A 21,538-nucleotide genomic window follows, 5' to 3' on the forward strand; every position below is an offset into this window, starting at 1 on the left:
CCTTTCAAAAATAATTTATCTACTTTGTTTAGAATATGGATTGTACGCGACAGTTTGGAATGATATTTTGAGATTCAGATATTGTTCAGGAGTAGTACCCCAGATTAAGGTCCCGTTGGAAGCACGTTGAACAAGAATGCGACCATAATTTCCGTTATCACCTTTTACATAATAAATCCGTGATGTTGAAACGGCTGCTGTAGAATCAAATTGGATAGCTGTTAAGCTGTAGGTGTTTGTGTCTGGAGGTGCCAGTTGAGCATTATCCAAAGTTTCTACATTCCGGTTGACAGTTGAAAATCGCGTTAAACGCCAAGCGGATTTAAATAACGAAGCGCTCTGTAATGTTACTGAGCCGGGAGTTGTAGTGCTGGTTTTTAAATATAAATCTATATACGAACTGTCAGCACCCGGATTTCCAATTGAAACTACTTTCGGTTTATGAGCAGTGGGATGATATAAAATTAAACCGCTGCCGAAACTGCTGGAACTTGATGTTTCATAAACTTTAATATCAACTCCGATATCATCCGAGTTTAACCGCTGGGCGGGTGACCATTTTACGGTTACAGGCGTGCTGTTTTTATAATTTGTTGCACCTTCAATAACTATAGCGGTCATTTCGAATGTATAAATTACACCTTCAGTTAGACTTATTACAACGAAATCTGTGTCTCCTTTTGAAGCGCTGGTCGATGCTACGATGACACCAGCCGGATTTTTGATATCTATTGAATATTCACCGAAATCAGATACATTCTCTGAAGATGAGGCAGTCCATGTTAATCCAACTGATGTATTGCCTGCAGAATATGCTTTTAAATTAGTTACCGGCGATAGCGCTGTTTTCTCTGTGCTTGTAGAGTTATTGTCGCATCCGGTGATCAGCAGGGAACCGATCAAAATGATGCTTATAACTAACGTTGTCAATATTAATGAATGAGTTTTCATAATTGCTCCTTTGATATGATTTATGTTTAGCTCAATTTGTTTTTAAGATAATTAAGTAACTGATCAATCGCAACACGTTCTTGCAGCATTGAATCTCTTTCACGAACGGTTACGGTTTGATTTTGCAAAGTTTCCGAATCTACGGTAACGCAGAAGGGAGTTCCAATTTCGTCTTGTCTGCGATAACGTCTGCCAACGGCGCCGCTATCGTCATAGAACACTCTCAGATGCGGTCGAAGATCTGCCTCGATCTTCTTCGATATTTCCGGCATTCCATCGCGGTTAACAAGAGGGAAGATTGCAGCTTTAACCGGAGATAGTTTGTGGTGGAATTTCAAAACTACGCGTGTTTCCATTTGTCCCTCTGCTGATGGGGCTTCTTCTTCTTGGTAAGCATTTACAAGAAAAGCCATCAACGATCTGCTCGCGCCTGCGGATGTTTCGATGATGAAGGGGGTAAATTTTTCTTTTGTTTCTTCATCAAAATATTTCATCGTCTTGCCCGAAAATTCCTCATGCCGCGAAAGATCGAAATTTGTACGGTTATGAATCCCCTCGATCTCACCCCAGCCAAAAGGGAAGAGGTATTCAATGTCGTACGCATCCTTAGCGTAATGCGCTAGTTTATCCGGTGGATGCTGGTGCCATTGAAGTTTTTCTTTTTTCATTCCTAAATCTATGAACCACTGCATCCTTTCAGCCCGCCAGTACTCGAAATATTTGTCATCTGTTCCGGGTTTTACGAAGAACTGCATTTCCATCTGCTCGAACTCACGGGTTCGGAAAAGAAAATTCTTAGTGTTGATTTCGTTACGAAACGCTTTACCGATTTGCGCAATTCCGAATGGTAACTTCTGCCGCGAAGCAGATTGCACATTTAAAAAATTCACAAAAATTCCCTGGGCGGTTTCGGGGCGGAGGTAAACAACGGCACCCGAATCTTCAACAGGTCCAACAAATGTTTTAAACATCAGGTTGAATTTGCGGGCATCTGTGAAAGTTCCCTTGTTGCCACAATTAGGGCAGCTTAGAGCGGAGAGCACAGAGCTTGGAGTTGTTTCTGATAATTTCTTGAATTCTTCGATTATAAATTCATCTTTTTGTTGACCTTGATATTTTTGTGGGTCAATTTCACGTAAAACATCTTTCTGTTTTTTAAGAGATATTTCTTCGAAAAGGATATCAAGACGATAACGCGATTTGCATTGTTTGCAATCGACCATCGGGTCTGTGAAATTTTCAACATGACCGGATGCTTCCCAGACACGCGGGTGCATCAGGATTGCCGCATCAAGACCTTCAACGTTATCTCGGTAGGTCATTGATTTCCACCATTCATCTTTGATGTTGCGCAGAAGCTCTACACCAAGTGGACCGTAATCCCACGCGCCGTTTAATCCGCCGTAAATTTCCGATGATTGAAATATAAATCCTCTTCGCTTGCAGAGTGAGACGAGTTTTTCCATTAATTGTGCTTCTGTATTTTGTTTTGCCATAATATCCTAATGATATGAATTATTTCTTCTTTTTCTTTTGCTTATCCACAACTAAAGGCTTTATCTCTTTTGTGGTTTTTAATATAATTGATTCAATAATATACCTATCCAATTTTATATGTATTGTTACTGATTTCTCCTTAGTATTTTCTGAGCCGATCGCTCTGCCGCCATATTTCTGCGCCATCAAGTTAAGCGATTTATTTAATTCTATTACAGAAAAATCTTCCTGTATATTTATCCGGCGTTCAATTCGTTTGATTTCAGGATCGGTTGTATTTATGATCTTCTTCTTTATCGCATCCGGTTTGATTTTCGCATGTATTAGAATTGAATCAACTTCGGCATCAATTTTAAATGCACGATCTTTGAGTGAATTGAATTCATCGTTGGAATTATCGGATGATTGTGATAATAACTGCATTCCTAAAGATGAAAAAGCCAGTAAAACGATATTGAAAAAAAGTATTTTCATCTACCCGGGAAGTTGGGTTTGCGTTTCTCGATAAAAGCTTTTGTTCCTTCTTTCATATCTTCAGTTGAAAAGCATTTGCTGAACAGTTCAGCTTCATATTTCAATCCGTTTTCTAACGACATTTCAAGATTAGAATTCAATGCCTTGATTGCAAGGGCAACAGCAGTGGGAGCTTTAGATAAAATTGTTTGTGCCATGGCTTCAACAGTTGGTTTCAATTCAGCTAATGGGACAATTTTGTTTACAAGTCCGATACGCAGTGCTTCTGCCGCATCAATTACATTTCCAGTAAGTGTCAGTTCCATTGCCTTACCGATTCCAACAATGCGCGCGAGACGTTGAGTTCCGCCGTGACCAGGTATTAAACCTAAATTTACCTCAGGCTGTCCGAATTTTGCATTCTCGGAAGCAATCCGGATATGACATGCCATTGCGATTTCACATCCGCTGCCGAGTGCGAATCCATTTATCCCCGCGATAACAGGTTTTGGGAAATTCTGAATGTAGCTGAGAAGCGCATTCCCGACTTCAGAATATTTTTTTGCAGCCGATGTGTCATAAGTTGCAAGCACACTTATATCAGATCCGGCAACAAATGCTTTTTCGCCTGCACCGGTTAAAACAATCACGCCGACATTTGAGTCGTTGATGAAAGCTTCGAATGCTTGTCGGAGTTCATCAATTACTTGAAGGTTGACCGCATTCAATTTGTCCGGTCGATTGAAGATGACAGTTGCGATTTTATCTTTAATATCAACAAGTATAGTTTGAAAGTCCATAATATCTCCTGTTTAATAAATTCTACGCAATTTCAACCCTGCTCTGGTCTCCGATCATAAAACGGTGCACGAGCGGCTTTCCAATCGCGTCAACTACTTCGACATCGTTGCCAAGGATGCTGCCTTCGATTCGTAATTTGACATTATGAATTTTACAATCTCTCAGGACTATACTGTATTCAACCTCAGCATTGCGAATCGTTGTTCTATCGCCGATAGATGTGAACGGTCCGATGTAACTGTTTTCGATTATTGTATTTTTACCGATTATCGCAGGTCCTCTTACAACGCTGTTTATGACTTTTGAATCTTCATCCAAAATAACTTTTCCGAGAACGGATGATACTTTATCAACTTCACCTTTAAAATTCGGTTCAATATTATCAAGTATCAACCGATTTGCTTCAAGCAGATCGGCAGGCTTTCCGGTATCTTTCCACCAGCCGGTAATTTCACTGTACCCAACCTTGTATCCTTTTTCAATTAAATAAGTATGGGCATCCGAAATTTCAAGTTCACCACGTTCGCTTGGTTTAATATTTTTTACAGCTTCAAAAATATGACTGTCGTAAATATATATTCCTGCAACGGCAAATTGACTTTTTGGCTTAGCTGGTTTTTCTTCAACTTTTACAATTTTATTATTTTTGATGACCGGAACACCGAATCTTTCAGGATCTTTCACTCTTGAGAGAGTAAGCCAGCAGTTGCAATCACTTTTCTCAAATTCATCGATGAATCGTTTTACACCCCCAACAACCATATTATCACCGAGATAAAAAATGAAGTTATCTTTGCCGATGAACTTTTGGGCTATCTTCACTACATGAGCAAGACCTGCGGGAGTTTTTTGAGGGATGTAGGTGATCTTAACGCCCCAACGTTTTCCGTTACCTATGGCATCTGGTACTTCGCTGCTATCGGCAGTATGGATGATACCGATCTGTTTTATACCTGCATCTACAGCCGCCTCTATCGCGTAGTACAATATCGGTTTATTGGCAATCGGGATAAGGTGCTTATTCTGGGTGTGGGTTAACGGGCGAAGACGGGTTCCTTTCCCGCCGCTGGCTATGAGAGCTTTCACTTTTTTCCCTTTATAATTTTTTTGATTGAACTTGATTGAATAAACTTTCTGAATTTAAGAATTATTTCTGTAAAATCCTCATCGGTTAATCGTTTATTCTCTTTTGCTGACCTTGCGACTTCGACTCCGCAGATTGTATAGAGGGGTAGAAGGTGAGGTGAATGTTCGTTGAGTGTTTTTAGATGAAGGTCTAAAGTCTCAATATCCCCGCGTACGATTGGTCCGGTTAGCGCTTTACCAATTCCATCTTTCATCATATTTTCCATCGAAGCGGTGAGCAATTGTCCAAATAACTCCGACCATGGGATTGAGAGACGTAACTTTGCTGTCAGCTCACTCAACGAATTCAATAAAATCATTTCATAATTTGAGGCGAAGACTGATGCAACATGATAAAGAGGTTTTAAATCATCCGGAATAACTTGCGCTTTTCCTTCAAGGTTTTTAACAATCTGCTGAATCCACTTGAGCGATTCTTCACTTCCGCTGATACCGAAATATATTCCACGAAACTTTGTTTTTAATTTTCCTGGAGTTTGAGAAGATGGGAATGTTTGAATAGGATGCATAGCGCCTATCAATGCTCCTTTTTTTCTCAGCGGTTCGAGTATCTTCGAAGGATACGCACCTGAACAATGGATGATGAGCATCTTCTTGAGATATAGTTTTTTATTCTTCAGAAGATCAGACACCACGTTGGCGATATGATTATCGTTCACAGTAATAAATATTATATCAGACGACAATGCGACATCGGCAACCGTTACCCCTACTTTTTCGCATTTGATAATTTTTGAAATGTTTAAAATTCTGCTACCGTTTAAGTCTATGATGCTTGCAATTTTGTAACCTTTATCTGTGAGAGCAAGAGCAAGAGCACCGCCAACATTTCCGGTGCCGATAATCGATATTTTGGGAAGCTTTGATGCCATTAATGAATATTATGATTTTAATATCACCGCAGAAAAGTAACCTACGACTGAATCATGTTCACCTGTAATGTCACCTGAATTACAATGGTGAAGAATTTTAACAGAATCGGCTCCTAAGAATTTTGATGCCATCAGCGTCGCAACCATTGGTCCACCGCCGCAAGCTTCTGTCTTTTCAAATTCTAAATCGTACATCAATCCTTCATAATCGAATTTCGAAACCTTATCAATCGCAATCTGGTCGAGCTTTCTTGCCGATTTCGATTCATGAAAGTGAGACAAATCGGTGGATGCTATGATTAGAACATTTTTATCTTTGAGGATTTCACCGAGACGTTTTCCGAGATGATAGCAATTATCGGCACTTTGATCGCCGATTACTATTGGAAGCAGCTTAAAATCTTTTTGTACTAATTGCAGAAACGGTAATTGAATCTCGATTGCATGTTCTCCTCCGTGTCCACGGAGAGATGATTCGATTATCTTATCACCTGTTACAAGTAATTCTCTTAAATGAGTATCGATCTGTATATCTCCGAGAGGAGTTCTGTAATGAGTTCCGTCGAAAATCGAAATGCCACCAAAATATTCTCTATGACTCGGAGAGATCACGACGACGGTTTGGAATTTTATTCCTTCAATTAGCTTGTATGCATGAGCCGCGGTGAGACCGGAATAAATATATCCGGCATGCGGGACGATTAAAGAAACTATTTTTCCATGGACTGCCGTTTTTTCAGCATCATCAATCAGACTATTGAGATCCTGTGTCAATATCGAAGGGTCGGCAGGATAAAATGTTCCTGCAACAGCCGGCAAGCGGACGTTTTTACTCATTTCTTTTCACTGAATATTTCTGCACTAAAAATATATATTTCTGTTGCTTGATCTTTCCATTGATCGGCACCGATTCCTGCTTTGCGACATGTATGACTTAAGAATGCCTCTCGATCCCAGTTATATTCAACAGCGACTTGCGGGAGCAGGAGTCCCCGTGAATAACCTCGCTTGATTACAAGCCCATGTTTACCTACTTCGATTTTATTTACATCCTTAATTTTCTTAAGAGGAGAGAGAACCGAAATTTCTAAATCGATATTATCAAGTTCATCAACTGTCACAGGCTCGAAGCGAGGGTCTTCAAGTGCGGCTTTTACAGCTACTTCTTGCACAGTTTCAAAGAGTGGTATGATCCCTTCTATGTAACCGATACATCCGCGTAATTCTCCATTACTGTGCAATGTTACAAAAGCGCCACACTTTTCTATGAGTGAAGGGTTTTTAATTGGCGGCAGGGAGTAAGGTATTCTTTTCACAGCCGCTTCTATGGAGTTTCGTGCAATTGTTAGAAGTATTTCTTTTTCTTCTTCTGTAAGCATCTGTTTGTTGAAATGAAATATCTTAAAAGAAACTTACGGAATTTATATGTGAGATTCAAGAATCAAACTCGGAATGTTATTGGATTCAAACGAGCGTTTGATATGATCAAATCTGTCTATGAAGTGTAGAAACAAGATTTGCACTAACTTTATTTATAAATTGAAAAACTGAATCCTTCAAATTTAGTATTGTCTAATGGGTGATCAGTTTCTGCTGTACTCCAAGTAGATTGATCATATCGAAAATCCAGATGATTTAAAATAAAATTATTAATGGGACTTTTGTCGATATCAGGAGCAATAATTTTAATGATTTGAAATAATCCTTTTGATTGAAATCCGATTCCATCTGTTCTAACATGTCTGTTACCCATTCTGTCGGTTAATCTACCGTAACGAACATTTATCATTTCCATAAGAGTTAAATTCCAACCTCTTCTTCTTTCTGTCCGGTAGTTTGAATGTCCCAATATCACTTCGTCAAAAAACTTTATATCACCTAAACCTCCCCTGTAAGACCAACCGGCACGTTTGATTAGATTTCCATATTGATCTCTGATTTCTCTCCAGCGGTCTATTAGCATGTCGCTTGCTTCGACTGTCCATTTGAATCCAAATAATTGAAAAGAGTAATTTCCTTTTCGGTAATCAAAACAAATATTTATACCCACTCCGACTCGTCCGATACGTGGTAATGGATCACTATAGTACAAACCAGTTTTAAATCGATCTCCGATATTTTGCCAGGCCATTCCCAAAGAAATGCCGGCTGAGTAATAAATATCAGGTGTAATTTGTTGAGGTGTTTCGAAAAGATCGTTGCTCAAACGAATGATGGGAATGTCAAGTATGATTCCATAATCTTTTGCCTTTACGTTACCACCGAAATAGTTATAATTATAGCTTACCATAGGTAATGTCGTTATTGCTTTATATGAAAATCCAATTGAGAGTTTTAGATAATAATCGATAGCTGAACTTACTGTCCATTGATTTGCATATTCAGTTAGATAAAAGGTGCCTAGATCTTCGTTGTTTTCACCACGTCTTGAAAATTCTCCTAAATTTAATAACGTATGAAAATATCCATATCCAAAACTTAGATTGTGTCCCTGGCCGAATATATTTTGAAAATTAACGCCACCTGTAAAACCATCAGTTCGGTATCGGAGATCAGATATGTTGAAATTCGGAAGCCAGTTGCTTGCATTTGTTGAATAAGAAAAATAATTATTTGCACTTTGGAGTCCCAGTTGTGCCGGATTTCGCAAAGCAGCAAGTGGATCGTTCATTGGGATCGCGATTGATGCTTCACCCATTCCGTTTGCTTCAGTTGTTGGTGAGATCAGAAGAAAAACGGCTGCTGCTTCACCTTGCGCATTACATAGATTGATGGTAATTAAAGTCGACAAGAGTGTAAAAAATAACTTCCTCATTTTTCCACCTCAAATGTTATTATTTGATTGTAATAAATATAGAAGTTAAAACCAAATTTTGCTTCTCATCTCCATCTTTGCTACATTTCTACTATATTAATTTAAAATTGTTTACTCAAATACTCATTTAATCAACTACTCAATTCAATGTCTTTAATGGTAAGCATATCGGGAATTCGCGGCATCGTGGGCGATACACTTACTCCCGAAATTATTGTTAAGTATACAGCCGCATACGCTGAATATTGTGGCGGTGGTACAATCGTTATCGGTCGCGATGGCAGAATTACAGGAAAAGTTATAGGCAATATTGTTTCATCAACATTGATTTCGATGGGATGTAATGTGGTTGCGTTAGGTGTTGTTCCAACTCCGACAGTTGCGCTTGCGGTAGAAAAACTCGGCGCGGCTGGTGGTATATCCATCACTGCAAGTCATAATCCTATTGAGTGGAACGGATTAAAGTTCTTTTCATCAACAGGACTTTTTCTTGATGAAGATGAAAATAAACATTTGTGGGATATCGCTGATAGGGGAGACTTCAAATATGCTGAGTGGAATAAAGTTGGATTGCATAAAAATGATGATACCTTCATTCAGCGGCACATCGATGAAGTATTGAAATTGAAATACATTGACAAAAATAAGATCGAAAACAGAAAATTCAAAATTGTAATTGATAGTATAAATGCGGCTGGTGGTGATATTGTTCCGAAAATGCTGAAACAGCTTGGATGTGTTGTTATCGAAATGAATTGCGATGTAAGCGGAGTATTCACGAGGACACCGGAACCGATTCCCGAAAATCTGACTGCTGTATGTGACCGCGTTAAGAAAGAAAAGGCAGATATTGGAATTGTTGTCGATCCAGATGTCGACAGACTCGTTTTTATTGATGAGCGCAGTGAACCGATCGGCGAAGAATATACGATTACATCGATTGTTAAATTCATTCTCGAAAAGCAAAAACAAATAACCACTAATAATTCACCACTCAAGGTGGTTGTTAATCTTTCTACAACTCGTGCGGTTGATGATGTAACAAAATTATTCGGTGGATCAGTAATGCGGACTGCAGTCGGAGAAATTAACGTCGCGAAAAAGATGAAAGAGATCGGAGCAATCGTTGGTGGTGAAGGTAGCGGCGGTGTTATTCTGCCGGAAGTCCATTATGGAAGAGATGCTATCGTTGGCATTCCATTAATGTTGCAACAGTTGGTTGAGCACGGCAGCAGTTTATCGGAATTAAAAAAATCTCTGCCACAGTATTCAATTGCAAAATCAAAAATAAGTGTAGCCGGGAAGAAAACATCAAAATTATTCGAGCGATTGATAACGATATACGAGCATATTGGAAAAATCAACACAGATGACGGTTTAAAAATTGATTTCCCTGATTCATGGGTTCATCTCCGTAAATCGAACACAGAACCTATCATACGGATAATAGCTGAAGCGCCCACCATGACTAAAGCGGAAGAGTTAGTTGAAGATTTTAAACAACAATTGAAATAAATAATTATGACACTATGCAAGGTTATTGGTACTCTCGTCGCAACACAAAAAAATGATCACCTAAAAAACCAAAAGATGCTTATTGTTCAACCTATTGATCTTGAAGGTAAATTGATCGGACGCGATCTTATTGCTCTCGATTCCGTTGATGCGGGTGTAGGTGATACGGTTTTAGTGAATCAAGAAGGACAGGGCGCCGCGCAGGTGCTAAAAGATAAAAAAGCACCGGTGCATTCCGTGATTGTCGCTGTTGTGGATGGGATGGAGATTAAAGAGTAAGAGCAGATTAAGAATTATAATTGCGAACAATTATGAAAAAGGATAAATAAAAATATAGGGGGGAAGTAATGGTATCCGTAAAAGATCTTTTAGTTCTTACACAAATTCCCGGGATGGGCGCCAACAGGATACGAACACTCGTTACGCACTTCGGAGACACTCAATCGATTATAAATGCTTCAGTTCGTGAGATAGGAGTTTGCGATGGCTTCAGTAAAAAGTTAGCATCCGTTATCGTTCATTTTTACAGAAGCTCACAATACGACGAGGCACAAAAGTATTCAGAGAGACAACTTTCCCGTTTAAATAAAAGTGAAGGTAAAATTGTTTCGCTATGGGAAAAATCATATCCTGAGCTTTTAAAGAAAATATATGATCCGCCGCCGTTTATTTTTTATAAAGGTACATTTCAAGAAACCGATCGATACTCAATAGCAATTGTTGGTACAAGAAATCCATCTGAGTATGGAATCTCCATCACGGAAAGATTTTGCGATGAATTATCCCGTCTCGGAATTATAGTGGTAAGCGGACTTGCCCGTGGAATCGATACAGTTGCTCACACAAACGTGCTGAAGTCGGGTGGCAGGACTTTATCGGTGATTGGTTCCGGAATCGATGTGATATATCCGCCTGAGAACCGAACTTTATTTGAAAAGATAACAAAAAATGGTGCTGTGATAAGTGAATATGAGATGGGTGCAAAACCCGATGCCGTAAATTTCCCTAAACGAAACAGAATAATCAGCGGGTTGACACTTGGCACGATAGTGGTTGAAACAGACATCGGTGGTGGCGCAATGATCACTGCTAATACCGCGCTCGATCAAAATCGTGAGGTGTTCGCTCTTCCCGGAAACGTAAACTCAAAAAAAAGCAGAGGATGTAATTTGCTGATCAGAGAGGGAAGAGCAAAATTGGTCGAATGCATTGACGACGTGATAAATGAGTTAATTGTCGGATTAAAGCCGATTCTAAAATCAACATCTCATCGTGAATTGAAACAGATGACACCCATTCCTCCAAGTGAAAAAAATATTTATGACCTTCTATCAGAAAATCCTACACATATCGATGAGCTTTCCGAAAAATCTAAATTATCGATTTCCGATGTACTAGTGAATCTTCTCAATCTTGAATTCAAAGGAATTGTGAAACAACTTCCGGGGAAGATGTTCATAAGGTTTTGATGCGATGTAAGATGTATTTTACACTATCCTACCTTTTTGTAATATTTTTTCCTTTCTAAAAACTTTTGTATTTTATACTGCAATGTTTAAAATAGGCGAAACAAAGATAGAAGAAGATATTGCGTATGAGCGTTTCGCGTGTTCTCTCTCTGATTGTAAAGGCGCTTGCTGCACAATGGCAGGAGGCAGAGGCGCTCCGCTGATTGATGATGAAGTTGAAATGCTTCACAGGGCATTACCGGCGGCGATAAATTATCTGAGTGAAGAAAATAAATCGCTCATCGAGAAGGAAGGAATAGTTGAAGGTGCGCCGGGGATGTACGCGACTGTTTGTCTCGATGGAAAGGATTGTGTGTTCGTTTATTATGAAAATGAAATTGCAAAATGCTCGGTTGAACGGGCATGGTTTGAAGGTAAAGTTGAATTCAGGAAACCGATATCGTGTCATTTATTTCCGCTCCGCGTCGGCAGATCAGATGGAGAACGGGTAAGATACGAATCGATTGCCGAATGCTCAACTGCACGGGTAAAAGGTATCAGCGAAAATATTTATTTGCACGATTTCATTAAAGAAGCACTCGTTCGCAAATATGGCGAGAGATGGTATGCCGAATTTTTGGAAGAGTGCGAACGAAGATCAAATAAGAGTTTGAAATAAAATAATTAAAATATATAATCATAAATGTTACATCTTTCTCAAAGACAAACGCTTCAGATGAAGCTCACACCGCAGCAGGTTCAGTATCTGCAATTGCTGCAGTTGCCGGTTCTCGCTCTTGAACAACGGATACAAGCTGAATTGGAGATGAATCCGCTCTTAGAAGAAGTCGATGAGCTTACCCAGCAGCAAGAAGAAGATAAAGTTCAGGATGCTCAAGAAGTGGCAGCCGAAATCCAAAAAGCTGAGCCGTCGAACAATGAAGATGGATATACATTTGAAGATTTTATGAATGATAATCTTGACGGGTATAAAGCCACCGTATCCCGCAATTACGATGAAGACCGTGAAGATTTTCCTCAACCCGCCGAAATAACTCTCGCACAAAAACTGCACGATCAAATTCTTCTTCTCGATATAAACGATGAAGAGAAACTTTTAGGAGATGAGATTGTCGGTAATATCGATGAGGATGGATATCTCAGGCGCGAATTATCATTGATCGTCCAGGATCTCAATCTCTCGCACGGATTGATGATAACTACCGAAAGAGCCGAAGATATTTTAAAATTGATTCAGCGTATGGAACCGCCTGGTATTGCCGCAAGAAACCTGCGCGAATGTTTGATGGTTCAACTTGAGGTCGGCGAATTAAGTCCAGATTTGGCAGATAAGGCAATGATAATCCTCCGTGATTACTTCGAGGATTTCACGATGAAACATTTCGCAGAACTCTCTAAGAATCTGAATATCACGATTGAACAACTTAAACCCGTGATAGAACTGATTCAAAAGCTGAATCCTAAACCGGGAGAAGGAAGAATAACTCAACAGCAAAATTACGTAATTCCCGATTTCACGGTTGAACGCGACGACGGTGATTTTATCATTTCTTTGAACGATAGAAATATTCCTCCCATCCGCATAAACAAGGGATATAAAGAGTTGATGTCGAAGAAGAATAAAAAAGGTCAGGAAGACGGCGTAAAGGATTTCATCCGAAAACGTTTTGAGGCCGCAAAATGGTTCATTGCATCAATCAATCAAAGGCGTGATACGATGCTCAGGGTGATGCGTACGATTGTAGAAAAGCAAAAGGTATTTTTTGAAACTGGCGAAAATCTCCGTCCTATGATTTACAAAGATATCGCAGAAGTCATCAGTATGGATATCTCGACAATCAGCCGCGTGGTGAACGGTAAATATGTGCAAACTGAATACGGTGTTTACGAGTTGAGGCATTTCTTCAGTGATAAACTCACCACACAATCGGGAGAAGAAGTGTCTAATAAAGAAGTTAAAAACAAAATGAAAATAATAATCGATGCGGAGGATAATAACAATCCGCTGAGCGATGATAAAATTGCAGAGATGCTGAACGGGCAAGGACTGAATATCGCACGCCGCACCGTTGCTAAATACCGCGAGGCCATGAAAATTCCTGTAGCACGTTTAAGAAGAAAAATTTAGATTGGAGGTCTAACAATCCCATGATTGAAGTAATACATTCTACAACTGTAATCGGATTAACGCATAATGGAAAAACCGTAATCGGATCTGACGGACAGGTAACCGTCGGCTCAACAGTCATGAAGCAGAACGCAAAGAAGGTGCGGCGATTGTACAACGATACTGTACTTGCCGGATTTGCAGGTGCGGCAGCCGATGCCTTCACACTTTTTGAACGTTTCGAAGACCGTCTCCAACAATATCACGGTAACCTTTTAAGAGCTGCAGTCGAGCTTGCCAAACTATGGCGCACAGATAAATATCTTCGCCAGCTTGAAGCGCTTCTCGCAGTCCTGAATAAAGAACAAGCGTTGGTTATCTCGGGTACAGGTGAGATAATCGAACCTGATGATGGTATTGTAGCCATTGGTTCAGGTGGAACCTACGCTCTTGCCGCGGCACGTATGCTGAAAAAGCATACCTCAATGAATGCAAAAGAAATTGTAACGCTTTCTTTAGATGCTGCATCCGATATTTGCATTTACACGAATAAGAATATTTCAATAGAAGAATTATAAAGATGAAAAAATCAAAAAAGTCACCGGCGCGCGAGTTGACGCCGCGTGAGATTGTAAAAGAACTTGATAAATATATTATCGGACAGAATGCCGCGAAGAAATCGGTTGCGATTGCGATCAGAAACAGATGGCGCAGATTGCAGACATCTGACCAATTGCGCGAAGAGATAATGCCGAACAATATCATCCTTATTGGACCGACAGGTGTTGGTAAAACCGAAATTGCGAGGCGGCTTGCCAAGTTAGTGAATGCTCCGTTCATCAAAGTGGAAGCTTCAAAATTTACGGAAGTTGGTTATGTGGGGCGTGATGTTGAATCGATGGTGCGCGATCTGATGGAATTCTCTGTTAACATGCTTAAAGGCGAAAAAGCAGAGGAAGTGCAGGATAAAGCTACTCGTCTGGTTGAAGATAGAATACTCGATCTTTTATTGCCTCCAATACGACGCAAACAGCAAAATGATACGAATCCGCAGGCAGTTGAAGATGCAGTTGAAACTGAAGATAATAAAGCAACACGCGAAAAATTCCGTGAGAAGCTACGAAACGGAGAGTTGGAGGACCGGGTTTTAGAATTAGATGTTACCACCTCCTCGATGCCTGCCATGCAAGTGTTCGGTCCGTTCAACACCGAAGAGATGGGTATGAACATTCAGGAGATGTTCGGAAACATAATGCCGAAGAAAACAAAAAAGCGCAAGATGACGATTGGCGAAGCTCGCGCGCATCTTATTCAGGAAGAAACTCAAAAACTTATCGATACCGATTCTGTTGTGAAAGAAGCTCTTGAGAGGGTTGAAAATTCAGGTATTGTTTTTATTGATGAGATAGATAAGATAGCAGGGGAACGCGGACATTCTGGTGGTCCCGATGTTTCGCGCGAAGGTGTTCAACGCGACCTGCTTCCGATTGTTGAGGGATCAACGGTGATGACGAAGTACGGGATGGTAAAAACCGATCATATACTTTTCATCGCTTCAGGCGCGTTTCATGTTGCAAAACCAAGCGATTTGATACCTGAATTGCAAGGACGTTTCCCGATACGTGTTGAACTTGAAAGTTTAACAGAAGAAGATTTTGTAAAAATACTTACGATACCGCAGAACGCGCTGATAACTCAGTACACAGCATTGCTCGCTACCGAGCAGGTTACGCTCAATTTCGGTAAAGATGCGATACGTGAGATTGCTAAATTAGCGGCAGAGGTAAACTCGCAGGTGGAAAACATTGGCGCCCGCCGGTTGCATACGATTATGACGACTTTGTTGGAAGAAATACTATTCGATGCGCCTGATAAATACTCCAATACAACTATCAACATAACAAGAGATATGGTGGAAGACGCACTCAGCGGTATAATTAAGAATAAAGATTTAAGCAGGTACGTGTTATAATCCGTACTGTAGGATGATGGCGGGTATTTTTATTCAATCCTTTGTTTCAAAAAATCACCATCGATTATAAGCAATTTTATTCCGTCTTTTGATTTTGAACGGTGTGAACTCAGTTCATCCGTAACGACGTATGTCATTCCTTTAGTCAAGAGAAATTCTTTGCCATTTTGTAATTCGGTTAAAAATTCTCCTTCCAGGCAATGGACAATGTGTCCTTTCTGACACCAATGATCTGCCAAGTAACCTTTTGAATATTCTACTATCCGTATTCTTAAATCCGGAAAATGAACCGTTTGCCAAAATGCGCTACCGCTTTCTCCTTTATATTCAATCTTAGGAATTAATTTCCAATCGATTGTCTGGAATGGAATATTTTTATAAGTGCTAATATAAAACCTATTATTATTAAAGGAAGTTGTTCTACAATGTGAAATAGTTCATTACTTTAGCAACATTAGTTTTTTGCTTTCAACTTGTTTACCTGTCTGCAATCGATAATAATAAACACCACTTGGGAAATTGCTTGCATCCCAACTGACCGTGTATTTCCCGGGGTATTTTACCTCGTTCACTAAGGATGTTACTTCACGACCAAACAAATCGAATACTTTGAGAATTGTTAATTGATAATTGTCAATTGTAAATTGAAAATTGGTAATTGGATTAAAAGGATTGGGATAGTTTTGATTCAATATAAAATCTACCGGTTTATCCGGGATGTTATCATCAACAGAAGTAATATTCCGTCGGAAAGTCAATATATTACGCACCGTACCGAATATATTTACGTTGTATAAATAAAGTTCATCTCCGGCAAGACTTATACCCGCTACAAAACCATATTTACTCAAACTCGGAATCAGTACAGGCGCAGGAAATGGATCTAAAGGATTCTGGCGTATTGAATGCATCACGCTATCACCTGATTCTCCGGCTGTGAAATAGAGTTCAAGTTCATCGTTACTCAACCAGCAAGAGATCTTTCTGGAGGTGATTAAGTCTACCTCCAACAAAACAGGTGTGCTGAAAGGTTCGTTCAGATTATTTCGTGTCGACATAAATAAGTCGTCCTCGATACCATCACCTTTCGTAAAATAAAGGTGCAATCCATCCGGTGAAATCCAAGGATATGTATCTGCCGTATCAAGAGAGTTGATTTCTGTAAGCGCCCTCAGAGAATCAAACGGTAACGAAGTATCTGTTCGGGTGGCGATATATAAATCACTCTCAATCCATGTTCCTCCGGCTGATCGAACGAACACAATTGTCTTCTTATCTAAGGTAATACTCGGTTGATTGTTTTGAAATGATGTATCGTTCATCGTCCCTGCTAAAAGCTGAGGTTCACCAAAAGGTTCTCCAACCGCAGTTCTTTTCAATACATACAATTGACGATAAGAACCGAACACTAAAGAGAGATAATACTCCAAACTATCCTTTGAGAATTGCCCCGGACGCGGCGAATATCCCACTGGGAAATGCAGAGTATCGGCAAATGAGAAACTCGTATCAATTGTTGCGGCGTAAGGATGTGAATATGCTTTCTTCGTGGTTGATAGCGGATAACCGGATTCATCAATTCGAGTTTGAGCAAAGGTGCTTAGTGTAAACAACAGGAGGGATGCAACTATTATCAATATTTTCATTGTATTTCAAATCCTTTATGGTTTGAGGGTATCTGTCAACATTTGGTAAAATAACAAAACAATTTTGTAAATATACAACTCTCATTCGACTAAACAAAAGTATTGAGCGAGGATTTATATTCATCGGTTTTATTGTCCATTGTCGGATTATTGATTGTTATGCGCAGACAAAGGAATATGTCGTCAACATATTACAGCAAACACTTTATCCGAGGTCAGTCACTGTTTGGGAGGGCGGCTTCTGCTTTGCTCCAACAATCAGTAACCAAAGCAAGAATGCTACTTCGCCAAGAAGAAGAGGAAAACCGATCTTGTTGGCGATCTGCACAAGTTCCGGCAACAGAATACCAAAGAAGCTTATTGTTACATATGCGATACCATTCAAAAACAACCACACGCCAAGGAAGCGAGGGAGAAAACCCGACCGATAGACAAGCAATGCGAGAGGAATAAGCCATAATCCCCAAAACAACTCGGAGACGGGAACTCCCTGCTTATCGATGTTGATTAGGAGTGTGGCAAGAGCATCTCGTTGGGGCTTATCGAATACAGACAGCAAATCGGATCCTTGCACGAACGAAAGTGTGGCAATTTGGTTCGCTGATCCGATGAATGCTAAAGGCGCATCGACCAGTACCAATATCACCATGAGCTTGGCAAGCTGGCAGTTTACATCTTTGAGCAACCGGTAGAGTGCCAACACAGTTAAGATGAAGAACATCTCAGCAAAAATCCCGACTACAATATAAGCCCGGAAAAGCGATTGATTGGAAAAGATATTAGAAGCTGTCGCGGCAGCATCCCCGGTAACAAATAACTTCGTGGGAACATAGATGAGGACGAAAGGACCGGTAATTGCCATGAGCAGGTAAAATAATCCGGCGATTCTTGCATTCTTTTGGAGTTGTGTCATATGTATTTTCCGTTAGTATGATTGGTGACAGACATAGTGTGTTGTATACTGCCCTGAGAAAAAATAATCTTTGATTGCGTGTTATGAGGGTATGCTTTATTTTATTCTGGTGACGTTGCATTAATTACAGGAATCTTCTGCTGTGCAAATAATGATTGTCCGATTATTAAAAGAGCAAATAAAAGATTCAATTTCCGTATAATATTTCGCATCGTTTGCGTCTTTCGTATTGATTGAATTTGACTTTGAGGCACCTGGTGATATACGTGAAAAACCAACTACTTGTTGCCCGCTCCGGACATTTTACTTTTTTGTTGCGGATGTTCTCTCGGCAGTGTTAGTTATTAGTACAATCGATGCCGCCTAGACGACCATGATCACATCGTTAATAAATAACGACAAAGGATATCTTTTTCTATTGACGGCGCCTGTCCCATCATCTTTTGATGGGAACCTTTTATAAAGTGTTAGCTGAAGTTGGTTTGCGCAGGGGAGACATATCCGGATCAGTGAAAGAGATACAACCCAATGAGCATAACCGTCATAATAAATAACATATACAATGGGTATTGCAGCAAGATCATGAATATTTTTTTGATGCGCCCGCAAGGGGATGAGATCACCCATACCCTATCAGGTTTTTCAATAGTCACGCCAAACAAATTCCCAAGTGTTTTGCGAAGCCATCTGTCATACGGAAACATAGTATAAAGCAATAGCATCCCCGCAGTCGAATAAAGTAAGCACCTCATTAGGAATCCAGTGCTAAAGATGTTTATCGGTCCTGCAAACAGCAATCCAAGAAGTATACCCACGGGGATGCCAAGTAAACCTCCAAGAATGATGTATTTCGTATCAAAGCGATCAAGTCGAATTGATTCTGATGATCGTTGATTGCTTTCGCGAGAAGTTCCGAGTTTATCGAACACACTATCCACTTTATGTTTCATTTCATCTTCGGTCATTGTCATTCAAAAAAGCTCGGCGCAAACCAATTGCAGCTAACGATTTGGCAAAAACTGAAATTGCGGAACGAACTATAATAGGGTAATGAATTGTGAGTGTAGCAATTTTTCATTTTACAGTTTTTGCCTTGTTAAACGAAGTTGTTTTTGTGCCATTGTTCCTTGTTATAGCGGGCATATTTTTTATAATTGTTTTATTTGTGCTAATATTTTTTCTTGGATATTACATTGGACAAATACGGGCGGCTAAATTTATTCTTGATGTTTCTGACCAAGACCAAGAGCAACCAAACCTGAAAAGGCGGCAGAAATAAGTGGAACAAGAACAAGCCAAAGTTCTTTCGATTGTTGTGGATTAAAGATTGCTTGATATAATCCACCTAAAACACAGATGAATGCAATGAACCATATTAAAATAACAGCAGTAAGGCGGACACGAATTTTACCGTGTTCAATTATTTGTTGTCCACGTAAACCTTTTGTCGATTTCTGCGCACCAACTTGGTTTGAAATGACTGGCGGTAAAGACTTATTCATAGTTACCTCCAGACAATAATTGAAAATGGAAATAATGAACTTGTTTTGCGATAAGAAAATCTACGGCAGTAAAGCCATAATGGATATTATTAAGATCAAAAAGCGGCAACGGTTTGGTTGTGACTAATCCCTGTGGGTCAGCCCAATTAGTAAATGTAATTGTGACAACATTATCTTTAATCTCCCAAGAATATTCGGGTGCTGATTTGGGATCGGTTGTACCATTAAATATAAAAACAAAACCCATGGCAGAATCGGCAATTTTACAAGTTGTCGAGCCGACACTGCCAATAGGAATGAGAAATGTTTCGTTTAATATTATGTCTCTATTATCGAGTTTTTTCATATACTTTTCCTATTTTATTATAGGCACAAAAACAATTTTGTTTAACGTCTGGCACAATAGCGCGGCAGTTTTGTGAGCTATTCGATAGTCCCCGTGCCATGCGAGCAAAACTGTTGAGCGAGGCTCTAATCATGATGGCTTTTCTTTCCAGCGTCGCTATTGTGCCTGTTATGCGACGTTGCGCGCGCGGGGCTAAGGTGCGTAAAACCAAATGAATGCTTTTTTAGATTCATCCCATAAGTAGACCGTTCTGTCGTTTTCGTCCATTTTGTAAACGAGTTTTCCTTTGAATTCACTAACGTAGTTCTTCCAATGCTGAACTTCCAGTTCGATATGAGTTGAATCGAGACCTCTATCCGCTAGCAGGCCTCGTTGATGACTGAGAAAAAAGTCCAATCGGCGCTTATCCATATCTCGGGTTGGAATGAAATCGTCGAGAATAGATCGATTCAGTAGTGCCAAGTAAAAATCGCAATGGGATTTCAGTTGGTAATAAAGGGAGTCATTGCACCACATGACCTCCGCATTAAAGTCTTGATCGATCTGTAAGTCATCAGAGTAGATAAGTCCATCTTGTGACATGATCCTGGCGGAAACAACACAGGTATCTCCGTGGAATAATATCCTGGTGGAAACTTTCTCAAGACGACCATCTCCAGTGACATCGATGGATTCAGATTCATCGAGCAAAAGAGGTTTGTTGCTAAAGTCATCAAGAAATTTCTGAAAATCCATCAAGCGAGCCATATTCTCCTTCTTTGCCCTGAATGCTCGCGGGTGTCCATTGATTCGTAGTGTGACGGTGGTGTCCTCAAGGAAGCGTTGTTCCAATTGATTTCGGAACTGGCGCGATTCATCCTTGGAATGATTGCAAGAACTGGAGGTCAGAGCAATAATCAAAAAGATTAAGGTCAATTGTTTCATTGTGTCACAAGGGATAAATCGCGCGCGCAATGGCGCATAATGCTGCGCGGGAAAAACGAACGTGCGAGCGAACGGCTCTCCTTCTTTTGGAGAGACGATACGAGCGAGCATGGAGTTTTTCCCGATGTTCCGCGCCGTTCGCGAAGCGAAGAAGCGGAACGAGGGTGAAACCCGCGCAGCATTCCGCAGCCGTCAATGAGCGAGCGACGTTTTTCTGTCCCGCGAATTATTCGATCCATAAGAGTTCCTCTGTCTTCGCTCGCGGGACAGTCGCGAGCGAATGGCTGCGGAACGTCTCGCATAAAAATGACGTACTGTTGCGAACGATAATAAATAAATTTCTTGAGAGCAACAGTATGTTCAACATTGCAGGACGTTTGATTTAACTTTGTAAATTTCTGTTTCATTTTTATGCTTGTTAGGTGCAGTGCAAGTGCAGGTTGGTTGCATTCAACGCTTGTGTTTTCGTCACCTTGTTCCACAATCACTCAATATCGACATCAAAGAGTTTGTTAAGCACAGGAAAATAGACCAATATGGCTTGATCTTTATAGTATGATGCCGGTATGAAAAATTGGACATAGTCCTCTGTTCTAAGGTAATTAAAGA

Annotated in this window: 24 protein-coding genes; 7 read left to right on the forward strand and 17 right to left on the reverse strand. The window is 40.1% G+C overall.

The window, feature by feature from the left end; genetic code table 11:
• Positions 1-15 precede the first annotated feature (15 nt).
• The 9 genes from HZB59_02720 to HZB59_02760 all read right to left on the reverse strand — a co-directional run bounded on the left by HZB59_02720 (position 16) and on the right by HZB59_02760 (position 8,535).
• Positions 16-951, reverse strand: a complete 936-nt coding sequence (locus HZB59_02720) for a fibronectin type III domain-containing protein (GenBank protein ID MBI5020325.1) — start codon at positions 949-951, stop codon at positions 16-18.
• A 26-nt stretch (positions 952-977) separates the two neighbouring features.
• Positions 978-2,447 (reverse strand): glycine--tRNA ligase, encoded by a 1,470-nt coding sequence (locus tag HZB59_02725; protein ID MBI5020326.1) that lies wholly within the window; start codon positions 2,445-2,447, stop codon positions 978-980.
• Between the two features lie 19 nt (positions 2,448-2,466).
• Complete coding sequence (locus HZB59_02730) at positions 2,467-2,922, reverse strand: hypothetical protein (GenBank protein MBI5020327.1); 456 nt, start codon at positions 2,920-2,922, stop codon at positions 2,467-2,469.
• Positions 2,919-3,701 (reverse strand): enoyl-CoA hydratase/isomerase family protein, encoded by a 783-nt coding sequence (locus HZB59_02735; protein ID MBI5020328.1) that lies wholly within the window; start codon positions 3,699-3,701, stop codon positions 2,919-2,921. The genes HZB59_02730 and HZB59_02735 overlap by 4 nt, the downstream gene beginning before the upstream one ends.
• A gap of 22 nt (positions 3,702-3,723) precedes the next feature.
• A complete protein-coding gene (locus HZB59_02740) occupies positions 3,724-4,788 on the reverse strand; it encodes a glucose-1-phosphate thymidylyltransferase (protein ID MBI5020329.1) in 1,065 nt (354 codons plus the stop codon).
• Positions 4,785-5,720 (reverse strand): DUF2520 domain-containing protein, encoded by a 936-nt coding sequence (locus HZB59_02745; GenBank protein MBI5020330.1) that lies wholly within the window; start codon positions 5,718-5,720, stop codon positions 4,785-4,787. Before HZB59_02745 ends, HZB59_02740 begins: the two co-directional genes overlap by 4 nt.
• A gap of 9 nt (positions 5,721-5,729) precedes the next feature.
• On the reverse strand, positions 5,730-6,557 hold the full coding sequence (amrB, locus tag HZB59_02750) for an AmmeMemoRadiSam system protein B (protein MBI5020331.1): 828 nt from the start codon (positions 6,555-6,557) through the stop codon (positions 5,730-5,732).
• Positions 6,554-7,099, reverse strand: coding sequence for an AmmeMemoRadiSam system protein A (gene amrA, locus HZB59_02755; protein MBI5020332.1), 546 nt, complete (start codon positions 7,097-7,099; stop codon positions 6,554-6,556). Before amrA ends, amrB begins: the two co-directional genes overlap by 4 nt.
• A 149-nt stretch (positions 7,100-7,248) precedes the next feature.
• Entirely contained in the window at positions 7,249-8,535 is a 1,287-nt protein-coding gene (locus HZB59_02760; GenBank protein MBI5020333.1) for a hypothetical protein, read from the reverse strand.
• Positions 8,536-8,682: 147 nt separating this feature from the next.
• Between HZB59_02760 and glmM the strand changes: the two genes are divergently transcribed.
• The 7 genes from glmM to hslU all read left to right on the forward strand — a co-directional run bounded on the left by glmM (position 8,683) and on the right by hslU (position 15,598).
• On the forward strand, positions 8,683-10,050 hold the full coding sequence (glmM, locus tag HZB59_02765; protein ID MBI5020334.1) for a phosphoglucosamine mutase: 1,368 nt from the start codon (positions 8,683-8,685) through the stop codon (positions 10,048-10,050).
• A gap of 6 nt (positions 10,051-10,056) precedes the next feature.
• On the forward strand, positions 10,057-10,329 hold the full coding sequence (locus tag HZB59_02770) for a EutN/CcmL family microcompartment protein (GenBank protein MBI5020335.1): 273 nt from the start codon (positions 10,057-10,059) through the stop codon (positions 10,327-10,329).
• Between the two features lie 68 nt (positions 10,330-10,397).
• The gene (gene dprA / locus HZB59_02775) at positions 10,398-11,519 is read left to right on the forward strand and encodes a DNA-protecting protein DprA (GenBank protein MBI5020336.1); all 1,122 of its coding nucleotides are present in this window, start codon (positions 10,398-10,400) and stop codon (positions 11,517-11,519) included.
• Between the two features lie 82 nt (positions 11,520-11,601).
• Positions 11,602-12,177 (forward strand): DUF3109 family protein, encoded by a 576-nt coding sequence (locus tag HZB59_02780; protein ID MBI5020337.1) that lies wholly within the window; start codon positions 11,602-11,604, stop codon positions 12,175-12,177.
• Positions 12,178-12,201: 24 nt separating this feature from the next.
• The gene (gene rpoN / locus HZB59_02785) at positions 12,202-13,647 is read left to right on the forward strand and encodes an RNA polymerase factor sigma-54 (protein ID MBI5020338.1); all 1,446 of its coding nucleotides are present in this window, start codon (positions 12,202-12,204) and stop codon (positions 13,645-13,647) included.
• 20 nt (positions 13,648-13,667) lie between these two features.
• Complete coding sequence (hslV, locus tag HZB59_02790) at positions 13,668-14,204, forward strand: ATP-dependent protease subunit HslV (GenBank protein ID MBI5020339.1); 537 nt, start codon at positions 13,668-13,670, stop codon at positions 14,202-14,204.
• Positions 14,205-14,206: 2 nt separating this feature from the next.
• Positions 14,207-15,598, forward strand: coding sequence for an ATP-dependent protease ATPase subunit HslU (hslU, locus tag HZB59_02795; GenBank protein ID MBI5020340.1), 1,392 nt, complete (start codon positions 14,207-14,209; stop codon positions 15,596-15,598).
• A gap of 29 nt (positions 15,599-15,627) precedes the next feature.
• Here hslU and HZB59_02800 read toward each other — a convergent pair whose 3' ends face one another.
• The 8 genes from HZB59_02800 to HZB59_02835 all read right to left on the reverse strand — a co-directional run bounded on the left by HZB59_02800 (position 15,628) and on the right by HZB59_02835 (position 21,411).
• The gene (locus HZB59_02800; GenBank protein ID MBI5020341.1) at positions 15,628-15,987 is read right to left on the reverse strand and encodes a DHCW motif cupin fold protein; all 360 of its coding nucleotides are present in this window, start codon (positions 15,985-15,987) and stop codon (positions 15,628-15,630) included.
• A gap of 51 nt (positions 15,988-16,038) precedes the next feature.
• On the reverse strand, positions 16,039-17,244 hold the full coding sequence (locus HZB59_02805; protein MBI5020342.1) for a T9SS type A sorting domain-containing protein: 1,206 nt from the start codon (positions 17,242-17,244) through the stop codon (positions 16,039-16,041).
• A gap of 205 nt (positions 17,245-17,449) precedes the next feature.
• Positions 17,450-18,157, reverse strand: a complete 708-nt coding sequence (locus tag HZB59_02810) for a DUF4386 domain-containing protein (GenBank protein ID MBI5020343.1) — start codon at positions 18,155-18,157, stop codon at positions 17,450-17,452.
• Between the two features lie 506 nt (positions 18,158-18,663).
• Positions 18,664-19,122, reverse strand: coding sequence for a hypothetical protein (locus tag HZB59_02815; protein MBI5020344.1), 459 nt, complete (start codon positions 19,120-19,122; stop codon positions 18,664-18,666).
• A 252-nt stretch (positions 19,123-19,374) separates the two neighbouring features.
• Positions 19,375-19,659 carry a hypothetical protein gene (locus tag HZB59_02820; GenBank protein MBI5020345.1) on the reverse strand — a complete coding sequence of 95 codons (285 nt, stop codon included), beginning with the start codon at positions 19,657-19,659 and terminating at the stop codon, positions 19,375-19,377.
• A complete protein-coding gene (locus HZB59_02825; GenBank protein ID MBI5020346.1) occupies positions 19,652-20,005 on the reverse strand; it encodes a hypothetical protein in 354 nt (117 codons plus the stop codon). The genes HZB59_02820 and HZB59_02825 overlap by 8 nt, the downstream gene beginning before the upstream one ends.
• Positions 20,006-20,197: 192 nt before the next feature.
• Entirely contained in the window at positions 20,198-20,929 is a 732-nt protein-coding gene (locus HZB59_02830; GenBank protein MBI5020347.1) for a hypothetical protein, read from the reverse strand.
• Complete coding sequence (locus tag HZB59_02835) at positions 20,926-21,411, reverse strand: hypothetical protein (GenBank protein ID MBI5020348.1); 486 nt, start codon at positions 21,409-21,411, stop codon at positions 20,926-20,928. The genes HZB59_02830 and HZB59_02835 overlap by 4 nt, the downstream gene beginning before the upstream one ends.
• Between the last annotated feature and the right edge of the window lie 127 nt (positions 21,412-21,538).

The sequence above is a fragment of the Ignavibacteriales bacterium genome (genome assembly GCA_016214905.1).
Lineage (GTDB): Bacteria > Bacteroidota > Ignavibacteria > UBA10030 > SZUA-254 > PNNN01.